We start from the raw sequence: 12,355 nt of genomic DNA, 5'->3' as shown, positions 1-12,355 counted from the left end.
ATGGAAGAAATAGAATTCATCAATATGGTATTATATGTATTACGACTATTAAAGGGGGTAGAAGGGAAATGGCTATTTATTTTGTAAGACATGGTATAGATGAAGAAGGTTTTCGCGGCGGATGGAGTCAGCGTGGACTTGTAGCCCAGGGTTACAGGCAATCGGAGAAGCTCGGCCATTATCTCAAGGAAAATAAGTCCACATTTAACATTCATCGTATCATTAGCAGCGATTTGCAGCGGGCATTAGATACGGCAAATGAGATTGCCAGGGCACTAGAAATGCCAGTTGAAGGCAGCAGTTACTGGAGAGAAACGAACAATGGTGTCATAGCCGGTATGCCCAACGAAATCGTAGATGAACGGTATCCTGGTTTGTATTTCGCAAGTTTACAGATGGATGAGAGGTATCCTGGCGGTGAAAGTCCTCTTGAGTTTTTCACTCGTATAAAAGAGGCATTTATGAAATTATGCGAAGAGCAAGTAAGAAGCAGTCATAATGAAAATGTAGTCGTTGTTACACACGGTGGTGTAATAAACGTTATTTATCATATTCTAAGAGGGTTAGATTGGACAAACAAAAGCAGCAAAACATTCCCGGCTTCATATACCAGTATTCATAAAGTGGAGTATTGTGACGGAGGCTGGGAAATTTCAATAGAAAACCATACGGAGCATCTAAATTGTACCAAAAACTAAACATTTATATTGACATGGATAATGAGAATCAATATCATTTAGTGGAGTGAGACTAAGGCATTCGGCTTATCAATTTAAGCGAATGTTACGAAGCAAATTTTACTGTGATGTTGAACCTGCAGGAGCAACTGCTCCTTAAAACTTTTTTAGGAGTGAAAACCATGTCAGAACGTTTGAACACAGAACAATTAAGTATAGGATATGCTGAGACGATGATCGTCAAGGGATTGGATCTGTCCCTTCCAACAGGGAAGATCACAGCGCTTGTCGGGGCCAACGGCTCCGGGAAATCTACCATTCTCAAGACTATGGCGCGTATCATGAAGCCTAAGAGCGGCAGTGTGATGCTGGACGGCAAGTCGATTCACAATCTGTCCACAAAAGAGGTAGCCCGGCAGCTTGCGATTCTGCCGCAGAATCCTACCGCTCCGGATGGTCTGACCGTCTCTGAGCTGGTTGGCTATGGCCGCTATCCCCATCAGAAGGGCTTCGGCACCATGACTTCGGAGGACCGCGAAATTATCGCTAAGGCGATCTCTGTTACCGGGATGGAAGCGTTCCATGACCGCCCGATTGACCGCCTCTCCGGGGGGCAGCGCCAGCGGGCCTGGATTGCTATGGCTCTGGCTCAGCAGACGGATATTCTTTTCCTCGATGAGCCGACAACGTTTCTTGATATGGCGCACCAATTGGAGGTGCTGCAGCTTCTGCAGAAGCTGAACGAGGAGGAAGGCCGCACGATTATTATGGTTGTGCATGATTTGAACCATGCGTCCCGTTATGCCCAGCATATGGTGGCGATCAAATCGGGCAGTGTGATCAGCGAAGGCACTCCGGCCGAGGTAATGACGCCGGGTGTGCTGCGTGAGGTATTCGGGATCGAAGCGGATATTGTTCCTGATCCGCGTACAGGTGTGCCACTCTGCCTGCCTTATGAATTGGCGGCATACAAAGCGGTAGCAATGTAATGAGGCAAGGGTATGAATGAAGCGCTCAGCCAAGAGCTGATCAGCAAGTTTGACCTTCATCCCGTACAACCTGCCGAGGCTCTGCATTCTTTTAAGGCGCTGGAGCTTGTCCATGAAGAGGGAATGCGCCCTTTCCTCGACTGTTACCGCCCTCTTATGAAAGCACTGGATGATAAAGCGGCTGCGGCATATATGGGAAGCTGGTTCTCGAGTCTGGCGCTCGCGGTGCAATATTCGCTCTCCGTATATTCCTCAATACCGATAGTAAGCTTGTCTTGTTTATCCAACCATCTCATTCCGGCCAACGGGTATTGCCGGATAGCTTTTTCGCTACAGGACTGGGAGATAGAGAATGCCCCGAAGGAAGCGGCGCGTGAGGGTTGGCGCAATGAGGTACTGACCCGCTTCTACCGTGATACAGCAGCTCCGTTACTGCGGAGCTTGCATGAGGCAAGCGGTCTGAGTCTGAGTGATATATGGGGCCAACTGCCGACTAAATTCAACTACTATATGGAGCAGTTTGCAGATGGGCTTCAGGATTCCAAGCTGCTGGATACTTTACAGGACGATTACAGCTATCTGAAGCACAGTCTGCCGGCAGAAATTCTCGGGATGAAGCGGAATCCGTTTGATGTCACGGTTCGCAGAATAGAAGCGCTGGACGACCCGGAGCGGACCGTGCAGATGCGCAACCGCTGCTGTCTCTATTACCGGACTGAAGGTGGAAGCTACTGTTACACCTGTCCCCGCTTGAAAGAAGAGGAGAGAGCGGCACGGCGGGTAGAATACCGCAAAAAGGCGGCCCGCCCCCAAGGATAGGTTATAAACGTGAAATCTGACTCATAATGATTATATATGCAGCAGGCCCAGGCTCCCGTCATTGACAAGGGAGCCTGTTCGTTGTTAAAGTTGTGGTTGCCCTGATTAAATTCCACACTATTTTTTTGCATATAAGCAGCGGAGTATGATTATCCGGTGAATAAGGATCATTATTTTTATAGAGTCAAAGGAGCAAAGAAGATGAATATCAGCAAAATATATGAGGATCTGCAGCAGTTGGTTCGGGCTGGAGCGGTTAAGCGCGATGAGGTGCTGGAGAGCCACGTGTTCACCCGTATGGGCGGTCAGGCGGACGTCCTGGCAGCGCCAGTGACCTATGAGGAGCTTCAGTCCATTGTTACATATGCCCGCGTAAATGAAATTCCGCTTACAGTCCTGGGTAATGGCTCGAATGTCATTATCCGTGACGGAGGCATCCGCGGAATTGTTCTGCTGACCTCTGAATTAACCGAAATGGGGCTGCGGGACGATTTGCTCTATGCCCAGTGCGGCGCAAAGATTATTGATGTCTCCAGATTTGCTTTGGAGAAGCAGCTTGCCGGGCTTGAGTTCGCCTGCGGAATTCCTGGCACTGTAGGCGGAGCGCTGTACATGAATGCTGGAGCATATGGCGGTGAGGTCAAGGATGTGCTGCATAGCGCACTTGCCGTTGACAAAGCTGGACGGCTGGTGACTTTGCAGGGGGATGAACTGGAGTGGGGCTACCGTAAAAGCGTCTTCGCCAGCGGGGACTTCATTGTGCTGGAGGCCCGATTTGCCTTGCAGCCGGGGGATTCAGCGAATATCAAAGCCATAATGGACGATTTGACCTACCAGCGTGAATCGAAGCAGCCACTGGAGTATCCTTCCTGCGGAAGTGTCTTCAAGCGCCCTCCCGGAAGATTTGCCGGGCAATTGATTCAAGAAAGCGGACTTCAGGGAACAAGAATCGGCGGTGCTGAAGTGTCGCGTAAGCATGCAGGATTCATTGTGAACACAGATCATGCGACGGCTAAGGACTATATCGGGCTGATTCATCATGTTCAGGCTACGGTTAAGGATAAGTTCGGTGTGGAGCTCGAGACGGAAGTAGAGATTATTGGAGAAGAGTAACTGATATAGGACGCAGGCTGAAATGCCGCGTCCTGTTTTTTTCTGCATAAGAGGCAGGGTCATGCTTCAGCCAGTGAGATGGAATACTTTCCTCTATCTGTCCGGAGTTCAACCTGACCGTCATCTACAGCATCCAGGCGGAGCCCGCTGACGGCAATCTCATAGCTCTGCTGGGGAAGAGGTACTAGCTCGCCATCCCTGTTAAGGGTACTGCCAGTGCCCCGCAAGATCAGCGCGCTGTCCAGATAATCGTCAATAACGTCATCGGCATTACGGTAAGCCACGGATTCCAGACTGAAGTGGACGGTGTCGTGGTCATTCATCTCCTGTTTCTTAATGACAATGGTTGCGCCCGCCTGGGCGGTCAGCCAATCCATAAGTTTCTGTTCGCTTTGATCCATCAGATGATCCCATCCTTATCAAGGAGATTATAGAAGTTAAGTTACCCTTTTGTTCGAAATTGAATCCATAGTTCTGTCAGTGAGGGAAAAATAATAATTAATGTTATGAATAATTTATGCTGTGAAAAAATGCGTCAGGGATGCTCTTTTCACTGATTTTGGATCGTCTGTGAGGGTTGTCAAGCCACGGCTGGCATGGTATAGTTCAATTCGCAGTACTATGTATAAAGAAGAATTCTGCGGATAATCCGCAGGAGAGGTTCGCAAACTCCCTCTATAAAAAACTAAGCTTCTTAGTAGAGCCAGGTTTTCGAAGCTCATTCTTCTTTCCTGTTCCGGCGGACAGCCGGGGGAAAAGAGAGGGGTTTTTTGTCATGTCAGAAGGCAGATTGAAAGAGGAAATGCAGGAGGTTACCCTGCTCGGCAACCAAGGCACAACGTACAAATTCGGTTATGATCCGGATATTCTTGAGGTGTTCGACAACAAGCATCCGGGCCGCGATTATTTCGTCAAATTCAACTGTCCGGAGTTCACAAGCCTGTGTCCTGTTACCGGGCAGCCGGATTTCGGGGCAATGTACATCTCGTACATTCCTGAACAAAAAATGGTTGAATCGAAATCACTGAAGCTCTACTTGTTCAGCTTCCGCAATCATGGCGATTTCCATGAAGACTGTGTGAACATTATTATGAACGATCTGATCTCGCTGATGGAGCCGCGTTATATTGAGGTCTGGGGCAAATTCACCCCGCGTGGCGGCATTTCCATTGATCCTTACTGCAACTGGGGGCGTCCGGGGACTAAATATGAAGCGATGGCCGAGCACCGGCTGATCAATCATGACTTGTATCCTGAGAAAGTGGACAACCGTTAATCCGGGGCAAGGAAAGGGAGGAATTTGATCATGAATAAAAAAGCACTGGTCGTCTTCAGCGGCGGCCAAGACAGCACAACATGTCTCGTATGGGCGCTACAGCAGTTCGAGGAGGTTCAGGTGGTAACCTTCAATTATAATCAGCGCCATGCGGCTGAAATAGAAGTTGCCAAGGAGATTGCCGCGAAGTTCAAGGTGAAGCAGCATATTCTCGATCTCGGTCTGCTGAATCAGCTGGCCCCGAACGCATTGACGCGTGATGAGATTGAAATCGTTGCGGGTGAAGGAGAGGAATTGCCCAGCACGTTCGTGGATGGACGCAATTTGCTGTTCTTGTCCTTTGCGGCAATTCTGGCGAAGCAGCTTGGGTATGCGAATATTATCACCGGAGTCTGCCAGACCGACTTCAGCGGATATCCCGACTGCCGGGATGTGTTCGTCAAATCACTGAATGTGACCCTCAATCTGTCGATGGACTACGAGTTCGTCATTCATACACCGCTCATGTGGCTGGATAAAAAAGAAACCTGGAAAATGGCCGATGATCTCGGCTGCTTCGAATATATCCGTGAGCATACGCTGACCTGCTACAACGGAATTGTCGGCAGCGGCTGCGGCACTTGTCCGGCTTGTCTGCTGCGTAAGCGCGGCCTGGACCAATATGAAGCAGAACGAAATGAGGTTGGTTCCTGATGCTGGGCGAGGTATCCGTATGTAAGATTTTTACCTTTGATGCAGCCCATCAACTGGTCGGACATAAAGGGAAGTGCAGCAACCTGCATGGCCATACCTATAAGCTGGAAGTGGTGCTGAAGGGCAAGCCACTCGCAGCAGAGGGCCACTCCGACGAAGGGTTTGTGGTTGATTTCAGCGATATCAAGGCTACGGTGCAGGAGAGTCTGGTGGACCATCTGGATCATGCTTTTCTGGCGATGGGCAATGAGCCTGTATTGAAGACGCTGGTAAATACGGGGTCCAAGGTGGCGCATCTGTCATTCCGGACAACGGTGGAAAATATGTCGGCATATATCGCCTACAAGCTGAAGATGGCCTCACTTCCGCTGTATTCCGTCAAGCTGTGGGAAACGCCAACCTCCTGGGCGGAGGTGCTGGCTACGGACATCCCTGAAGAAGGGCCGTACTATCGGCTGCATGGAGGCTGTGACTGTGAGTAAGCTGCCGGTAATTGAAATATTCGGCCCGACGATTCAGGGGGAAGGTGCGGTCATCGGCGTCAAAACGATGTTCGTCCGCACCTACGGCTGCGACTACCGCTGCGGCTGGTGTGATTCCGCTTTTACCTGGGATGGATCGGCGAAGGACAAGATGCGGATGCTTGCACCGGAGGAGGTTCTGGCGGAGCTGCATGCGCTTGCCGGTAATAATTTTGACTGTGTGACGATCTCAGGGGGCAATCCCGCTCTGATTGGAGAAGGCATGGGGACATTCATCCGGCTGCTGCATGAACGCGGCATTCAGGCGGCGATTGAAACCCAGGGCAGCAGATGGCAGGACTGGTTCTACGACGTGGATGTGCTGACGGTCAGCCCCAAGCCGCCAAGCTCAGGGACGAAGACCGATTGGGAAATGCTAGATGGTATTATGGATAAAATGAAGGCACAAGGCAGGTCTGCCCATAGCCTGAAGGTAGTCGTCTTTAACGACGAGGACTATCTGTACGCGAAAAGCATCCACGTGAGATACCCGGAAGTGCCGCTCTTCCTGCAGCCGGGCAATGATAATGTGACGGAAGAGGGGGACATCTCGGCCCGCCTGCTGGGTCGGCTGGAATGGCTGTTCAATCAGGTGATTGCTGATCCTGAGATGAACCGGGCGCGGGTGCTTCCGCAGCTGCATGCCCTTATTTGGCATAATAAGCGGGGCAAATAATTGGACTGTATGACCGGGCTTCTGTAATGCAGAGGTCCGTTTTTTTTTGAGAAAATCTGTTATAATCTTTAAGGTAGATAGACTGTCCGTTAGAAATTAACAATAGCGAAGGGAGAGAATGCAGTGGCAAATGGTTCAACCGCATTAGTAATCATTGATGTGCAAGAGGCGATGTTTTCATATCCGGGCATGAAACTGCATGATGAAGAGGGCGTAATGGACAGAATCGTTGCACTGCTGCATAAAGCCCGCTTGGCAGGAACGCCTGTCGTGTATATTCAGCATACCGAGGATGAAGAATACACCAAAGGAACTCCCACCTGGCAGATCAGCAGCCGAATTACTCCGCGCGAGGAAGATTTAATTGTGGAAAAGCCGACCTGGGACGCGTTTCACCGGACACCGCTGCATGAGGAGCTTCAGAAGCGTGGCATCACCGATCTGGTCCTCTGCGGAATGCAAAGCGAGTTCTGTCTGGATACCACCACAAGACGCGCATACAGCCTGGGCTACTCCAGTGTGCTGGTGGAGGATGCGCATAGCACCTTCGATAATGCCAATTTAAGCGGCGGCGAGATCGTGAAGCATCACAACTCTGTGCTGGGTGGCAGATTTGCCAAGCTGCGCAAGGAACATGAAGTGGAATTCTAATGGGAGTCCGCCAGATTAGCTATGAAGTCTATCCGCCGTTCACGGCTGAGACTTTTCGCAGACAAGCGTTATTTTTCCTGGAAAAGATATTGGCAACGGTTAACCCAGCGAAAGAATAGAGCCAGGGGACATCTTGCAGAAGACCTGCTCTATATCTCAGCCACACATGCGACTCCGCTGCTGCGAAGTCTGCGAAACGTCGACATGCAGCTGCAGTACAATAAAATAACGAATCTGAAGCTTGCTGCGGCGAAGCTTAACGGTCTGATCGTACGCCCCGGCGAGAATTTTTCCTATTGGCAGACTATTGGCAAGCCGACACGCCGTAAAGGGTATCTGGACGGAATGGTGCTGCATTTACGGCGGGTTCCGTTCCGGCACGGGAGGCGGCTTATGCCAGCTCTCTAATCTAATCTACTGAATGACGCTGCACACTCCGCTGACCGTTACAGAGCGGCACCGTCACAGCTATGATGTCTTTCCCGATGAGCAGCGGACCCAGCCCTTCGGCAGTGGGGCAACCTGTGCCTACAATTACTTGGATCTGCAGCTGATGAATCAAACGGATGAAGTGTATCAGCTCAAGCTATGGCTGGATGACAGTCATTTGTACGGGGAATGGAGATGCAGCGGGCAACCGCTATACACCTACGAAGTTTACGAAGCTGATCACGTTATCAGTCTGGAACCATGGGGCGTCTATATCCGCAGCAACAGTATCCGCCGCAAGGTCATGACCCGCACGGGTGAAATCGCCCGTGATGAAGCGATTGCTGACAATCATGCGCTTATGATGTATTCACCGCTGCTTACATAGTTAGTTTTATCCAAACCGAAAGGAATCAGAGCTGTGAATTCAAAAAAACCGCCCGTTCCCGTCCCGCTCCTGATGCTGATCGGAATTGTGGCAATTTCTTTTTCTTCTATATTTATAAAATGGTCGGCGGCTCCGGCCTCGGTCCAGGGCATGTACCGCCTGCTCTTTACTTCGCTCCTGATGCTGCCTTTTGCCCGTCCCTACAGTGGAGCAGCTTACGCCCTGCGCCGGAAGGACTGGCTGCTGCTGGGTTGCTCGGGGATGATGTTGGCGCTGCATTTTTTGCTGTGGATGGGCTCGCTGAAGTATACCTCCGTAGCCAGCTCGACGATGATTATGGCGCTGGAGCCGGTATTTATTATGCTGGGCGCATACATACTGTACAAAGAACGGAGTACATCTGCCGCCATATTGGGCCTCGCAATCGCGATCTTCGGGGTTGTCTTTATCGGTTGGGGGGATATAGGGCTGTCCCCGGATAATGTGAAAGGCGATCTGTTGTCCATTGGCGGAACTGTTGCAGTGGCTGTTCATATGCTGATTGGCCAAAAGCTTGTGTCCCGTATGCCTTCCTACCTCTACAGTCTGATCGTCTTTATCTCGGCAGTGCTGGTATTTGCCATCTACAATTTGCTGTCCGGCATCCCGTTTTTTGCTTATCCGGCGCGTGAGTGGGGAATCTTTATTCTGCTCGCTGTCGTACCGACGGTATTCGGCCACATTCTGTTCAATTGGCTGCTGCAGTATGCTTCGGCGACTACAGTTTCGATGAACATTCTGGGCGAGCCTGTGGGGGCAAGCATTTTGGCATTTTTGCTGCTGGGTGAAGCGCTGACCGGACTGCAGTGGACCGGCGGCGTGCTGGTGATGGGCGGTCTGGCCGTCTATTTATTCGCAGGAAGAAAAAAAGCCGCAAGGGCAAAAGAAGCCCTTAAAAACGCATCATAGCAGAGATTTTCACTAGACAAAGGGGCTTAATTAAATGAATGAACATGATTTGAATCAGGAAGTAACCGGAGGCGCAGTCCCTTCCAGTGAGGAGCTGTGGAACGAAGATACATATGCTGCCTGGACAAGCCGTTTTGGCACACCTTCCGAGGCTGCGGCAAAGCTAGTGAAGGAGCCTGCGGGCAAGCTGTTCCCGCTTGGTAGTTATCTTGGTGATGTTAAGGGCAGAAAGATCATGAATCTCATGGGCTCAAACGGGATGAAAGCCGTAGCGCTGAGTCTGCTGGGAGCTCAGGTAACCGTCGCCGATTTCTCGGAAGCCAACGCCCGGTATGCAGGCGAGCTGGCAGCGGCAGCCGGAGTCCGGCTGAATTATCTCGTCTCGGATGTCTTGAAGCTGCCGCAAGAGCTGCTGGACGGCTCGTACGATATCGTTTTTGCCGAGATGGGGATTGTGCATTATTTTACAGACCTAGCTCCGTTCATGGATACGGCATATAGGCTGCTGGCAGCCGGCGGAAGGTTCGTGCTGCGTGATTTCCATCCGGTAACGACCAAGCTGATTACCTCGAAGGGATCGACCGCGAAAGTCCGGAAGCATAAGGTGAGCGGGGATTATTTTGACACCGCACTGGAGGAGAAGAAGGTTTCGTATTCGAAGTATTTACCCTCGCCAGGCGAAACCGCGGAAGACATGAAACACAGTGTCGTGTATTGGCGCCGCTGGACGCTGGGTGAAATCGTAACGGCAGCAGCGCGCAGCGGACTTGTGATCCGTGAATTGGATGAGGAGCCGAATCTGTCTTCCCAGGTGTATGACAAAGGAATTCCCAAGACATTCGTCCTGGTGGCGGAGAAAAAGTAGTCTGTTAACCAAACGGTATAGCCTGTGGCGCTTGTTCAGCGGCCACTTGAGGCTGTACCGTTTTTTTATCGGATATTACTTATTCCGCTGCCGTACCCCCAACTGCCAAATTCACAAAAGCCTGCTGCAGGGGAGTCAAGGCAGAATCCTTCCGCCAGGCGAGCACAAAATCGCCATGATCCGGCTGCACTCCCGGCAGCGCCGCATAGGATAAGCTCCCGGCTGCCACTTCTTCCATAATTCCCGCCTTGGAGAATAACGCGACACCTCCGCCTTCACGAAGTATTCTCTTCATCGCCTCCGGCGAATTCATCACCGCATGTCCCCATACTTTTACCCCGTTCCGCTGGGCCCATTGATCCGCAAGCCTCTGCAGGGAAGAGGACGGTTCGTGTTGAAGCCAGGGTTCAAGGACGAGCTGCTCCGGTGTTAAATCATGAATATTTGCGAAAGGGTGGCCGGGGGCGAAGACTAGTACGGCTTCATCCCGCAAGATGCTTTTTGTATGGAAGGAGCTGTCCCGACCAGCCGCGCTATGTAAAGCCGCCAGCGGAATTTCTCTGCCCCGCAGCCGTTCGCGTATAACATCTTCAGGCTGAACCGAGAGTGAGATGTCCAGACCTGGATATTGAAGGGTGAATTGCGTGAATGTTTTTGGCAGAAGATATGTACCGGGTATATAACTTGCTTCAAGATGCAGATTACCTGAGGAGAGGGAGGAGTACTGCTTGATGCTGCGCTCTGCCTCGGCTGTCAATGCCACAATTTTGGCCGCATATTGATAAAGAGTCCGTCCGGCGTCGGTAAGGAGCACCCGGCCGCTGCGGAACTGAAAAAGGGGAGCTCCCAGCTCAGCCTCCAGACTTTTCATATGGAAGGATACCGTCGGCTGTTTCAGTCCCATTTCTGCAGCAACATCGGTTACTTTTTTATATTTTTCAATCAGGACAATGATTTGTAATTTAACAATATTCATAATTTACCTCCGGCAAATAGGGAATCGTTAATCAATAGTATTCTCAATATAGATTATATCTATTGAATTATACATTTTCTATTATGTTTTTTATCTTTTATTTTACAAACATAAGAATTTTCCCTGACGAACGGGCTCTAGAATAAGAAGAGTCAGATGTGACATGAACACAATCTGATGCTTCCAAAGGTGAGTTTTGTACGAACACAGATTATGTAGCAGATACTCACAAAACATAGCAGATGCAGCAGCAGATGCTATACAAAACACTCAGGAGGAGACAAAAAAAATGCAATTCAGAAAATCGTGGGTCATGGCTTTGGCGTTAACTGGTGTAGTAGCACTTTCAGCATGCGGTAACAACGGTGGAAATAATGCAGCAACCAATAACGGAGGAAATGCGGCTGCCACAACTGCTCCTACAGAAGCAAGCAGCGGCTCGGATCTAAGCGGATCTATTCTGGCTTCAGGCTCTACAGCACTGCAACCGCTCGTTGAGCAAGTAGCTGAGAAATTCATGGAAAAGAATTCCGGCGTAGACATTCAGGTTCAAGGCGGAGGCAGCGGCACCGGACTTACTCAAGTAGCTGAGAAGCAAGTGGATATCGGTAACTCCGACGTATTTGCAGAAGAAAAGCTGAAGGATGCCGATGCTGAAAAAGCAAAAGCACTCGTTGACCACCAGGTAGCGGTTGTAGCGATTGCAGCAGTTACTCATCCGGATGCAGGCGTAGATACCTTGACCAAACAACAGCTTATCGACATCTTCACTGGTAAAGTGACGAACTGGAAAGAAGTTGGCGGCAAGGATCAAAAGATTCAGATCATCAACCGTCCAAGCAGCTCCGGTACACGTGCTACCTTTGAAAACTTTGCACTTGGCACCAAAACAGAAGACCTGCAAGGTTCAATCCAAGAGGATTCCTCCGGTACTGTTAAGAAAATGATCGGCGAAACTCCGGGAGCTATCGGTTACCTCGCTCTGTCCTATCTGGACTCTTCTGTTAAAACATTGAAGTATGACGGTGTTGAACCTTCCGTTGACAATGTAATCGCTGGTAAATATCCAGTATGGGCTTACGAGCACATGTACACTAACGGCGAACCTAATGCACAAGTAAAAGCATTCCTTGACTACTTCATGACTGATGAAGTGCAAACCGGCGACGTAGTGGACCTGGGCTACATTCCAGCTTCGCAAATGAAAGTTTCCCGTGATGTAGAAGGTAAGGTTACCACTAAGTAATTTACTTGAAACATCCAAACAAATCAATCATTAGAACATCATGTGATTAGAGGCGGAATTCTTCTGCCTCTCTTTTCACTTTAGAAAG

The 12,355-nt window shown here is 50.1% G+C and carries 14 protein-coding genes, 1 pseudogene and 1 riboswitch; of the genes and pseudogenes, 13 read left to right on the top strand and 2 right to left on the bottom strand.

Annotated features, from left to right (window positions below):
- Positions 1–68 precede the first annotated feature (68 nt).
- The 4 genes from ACX1DY_RS01020 (at position 69) to murB (ending at position 3,598) form a co-directional block, all read left to right on the top strand.
- Positions 69–698 carry a histidine phosphatase family protein gene (locus tag ACX1DY_RS01020; protein WP_458962345.1) on the top strand — a complete coding sequence of 210 codons (630 nt, stop codon included), beginning with the start codon at positions 69–71 and terminating at the stop codon, positions 696–698.
- Between the two features lie 161 nt (positions 699–859).
- Positions 860–1,666 (top strand): ABC transporter ATP-binding protein, encoded by an 807-nt coding sequence (locus ACX1DY_RS01015; protein WP_458962344.1) that lies wholly within the window; start codon positions 860–862, stop codon positions 1,664–1,666.
- Positions 1,667–1,678: 12 nt separating this feature from the next.
- The gene (locus ACX1DY_RS01010; RefSeq protein ID WP_458962343.1) at positions 1,679–2,485 is read left to right on the top strand and encodes a (2Fe-2S)-binding protein; all 807 of its coding nucleotides are present in this window, start codon (positions 1,679–1,681) and stop codon (positions 2,483–2,485) included.
- Between the two features lie 201 nt (positions 2,486–2,686).
- A complete protein-coding gene (murB, locus tag ACX1DY_RS01005) occupies positions 2,687–3,598 on the top strand; it encodes a UDP-N-acetylmuramate dehydrogenase (RefSeq protein ID WP_458962342.1) in 912 nt (303 codons plus the stop codon).
- Positions 3,599–3,657: 59 nt separating this feature from the next.
- Here the strand turns inward: murB and ACX1DY_RS01000 are convergent, their stop codons facing one another.
- Positions 3,658–3,999: a hypothetical protein gene (locus ACX1DY_RS01000; RefSeq protein WP_458962341.1), complete on the bottom strand. Its 342-nt coding sequence runs from the start codon at positions 3,997–3,999 to the stop codon at positions 3,658–3,660.
- A gap of 250 nt (positions 4,000–4,249) precedes the next feature.
- A riboswitch (PreQ1 riboswitch) is annotated at positions 4,250–4,288 on the top strand.
- Between the two features lie 85 nt (positions 4,289–4,373).
- Between ACX1DY_RS01000 and queF the strand changes: the two genes are divergently transcribed.
- The 8 genes and pseudogenes from queF (at position 4,374) to ACX1DY_RS00960 (ending at position 10,045) form a co-directional block, all read left to right on the top strand.
- Positions 4,374–4,874, top strand: coding sequence for a preQ(1) synthase (gene queF, locus ACX1DY_RS00995; protein WP_025708122.1), 501 nt, complete (start codon positions 4,374–4,376; stop codon positions 4,872–4,874).
- Positions 4,875–4,904: 30 nt separating this feature from the next.
- The gene (gene queC, locus ACX1DY_RS00990) at positions 4,905–5,567 is read left to right on the top strand and encodes a 7-cyano-7-deazaguanine synthase QueC (RefSeq protein WP_458962340.1); all 663 of its coding nucleotides are present in this window, start codon (positions 4,905–4,907) and stop codon (positions 5,565–5,567) included.
- The gene (locus tag ACX1DY_RS00985) at positions 5,567–6,049 is read left to right on the top strand and encodes a 6-pyruvoyl trahydropterin synthase family protein (protein WP_458962339.1); all 483 of its coding nucleotides are present in this window, start codon (positions 5,567–5,569) and stop codon (positions 6,047–6,049) included. The genes queC and ACX1DY_RS00985 overlap by 1 nt, the downstream gene beginning before the upstream one ends.
- Positions 6,042–6,764 carry a 7-carboxy-7-deazaguanine synthase QueE gene (queE, locus tag ACX1DY_RS00980; RefSeq protein ID WP_458962338.1) on the top strand — a complete coding sequence of 241 codons (723 nt, stop codon included), beginning with the start codon at positions 6,042–6,044 and terminating at the stop codon, positions 6,762–6,764. Before ACX1DY_RS00985 ends, queE begins: the two co-directional genes overlap by 8 nt.
- A 123-nt stretch (positions 6,765–6,887) precedes the next feature.
- Complete coding sequence (locus ACX1DY_RS00975; RefSeq protein ID WP_458962337.1) at positions 6,888–7,415, top strand: cysteine hydrolase family protein; 528 nt, start codon at positions 6,888–6,890, stop codon at positions 7,413–7,415.
- Positions 7,416–7,436: 21 nt separating this feature from the next.
- Positions 7,437–8,232, top strand: a pseudogene (locus tag ACX1DY_RS00970) (VanW family protein).
- A 33-nt stretch (positions 8,233–8,265) separates the two neighbouring features.
- Positions 8,266–9,180, top strand: coding sequence for a DMT family transporter (locus ACX1DY_RS00965; RefSeq protein WP_458962336.1), 915 nt, complete (start codon positions 8,266–8,268; stop codon positions 9,178–9,180).
- Between the two features lie 34 nt (positions 9,181–9,214).
- Positions 9,215–10,045, top strand: coding sequence for a class I SAM-dependent methyltransferase (locus ACX1DY_RS00960; protein ID WP_458962335.1), 831 nt, complete (start codon positions 9,215–9,217; stop codon positions 10,043–10,045).
- A 79-nt stretch (positions 10,046–10,124) separates the two neighbouring features.
- Here ACX1DY_RS00960 and ACX1DY_RS00955 read toward each other — a convergent pair whose 3' ends face one another.
- The gene (locus ACX1DY_RS00955) at positions 10,125–11,021 is read right to left on the bottom strand and encodes a LysR family transcriptional regulator (RefSeq protein ID WP_458962334.1); all 897 of its coding nucleotides are present in this window, start codon (positions 11,019–11,021) and stop codon (positions 10,125–10,127) included.
- Positions 11,022–11,310: 289 nt separating this feature from the next.
- On the opposite strand from ACX1DY_RS00955, the gene ACX1DY_RS00950 reads away from it, so the two are divergent.
- Entirely contained in the window at positions 11,311–12,267 is a 957-nt protein-coding gene (locus ACX1DY_RS00950; RefSeq protein WP_458962333.1) for a phosphate ABC transporter substrate-binding protein, read from the top strand.
- The last annotated feature ends 88 nt before the right edge of the window (positions 12,268–12,355 follow it).

It is taken from the genome of Paenibacillus sp. BAC0078 (genome assembly GCF_054483875.1).
The sequence above is the reverse complement of the archived record's forward strand: the minus strand, read 5'-3'. Positions and strand labels throughout refer to the sequence as shown.

Coding starts and splice junctions, on each gene's coding strand:
- murB (WP_458962342.1), top strand. CDS start 2,687: ATGAATATCAGCAAAATATATGAGGATCTGCAGCAGTTGGTTCGGGCT.
- queC (WP_458962340.1), top strand. CDS start 4,905: ATGAATAAAAAAGCACTGGTCGTCTTCAGCGGCGGCCAAGACAGCACA.
- ACX1DY_RS00950 (WP_458962333.1), top strand. CDS start 11,311: ATGCAATTCAGAAAATCGTGGGTCATGGCTTTGGCGTTAACTGGTGTA.
- ACX1DY_RS00955 (WP_458962334.1), bottom strand. CDS start 11,021: ATGAATATTGTTAAATTACAAATCATTGTCCTGATTGAAAAATATAAA.
- ACX1DY_RS01015 (WP_458962344.1), top strand. CDS start 860: ATGTCAGAACGTTTGAACACAGAACAATTAAGTATAGGATATGCTGAG.
- ACX1DY_RS01000 (WP_458962341.1), bottom strand. CDS start 3,999: ATGGATCAAAGCGAACAGAAACTTATGGATTGGCTGACCGCCCAGGCG.
- ACX1DY_RS01010 (WP_458962343.1), top strand. CDS start 1,679: ATGAATGAAGCGCTCAGCCAAGAGCTGATCAGCAAGTTTGACCTTCAT.
- queF (WP_025708122.1), top strand. CDS start 4,374: ATGTCAGAAGGCAGATTGAAAGAGGAAATGCAGGAGGTTACCCTGCTC.
- ACX1DY_RS01020 (WP_458962345.1), top strand. CDS start 69: ATGGCTATTTATTTTGTAAGACATGGTATAGATGAAGAAGGTTTTCGC.
- ACX1DY_RS00985 (WP_458962339.1), top strand. CDS start 5,567: ATGCTGGGCGAGGTATCCGTATGTAAGATTTTTACCTTTGATGCAGCC.
- ACX1DY_RS00960 (WP_458962335.1), top strand. CDS start 9,215: ATGAATGAACATGATTTGAATCAGGAAGTAACCGGAGGCGCAGTCCCT.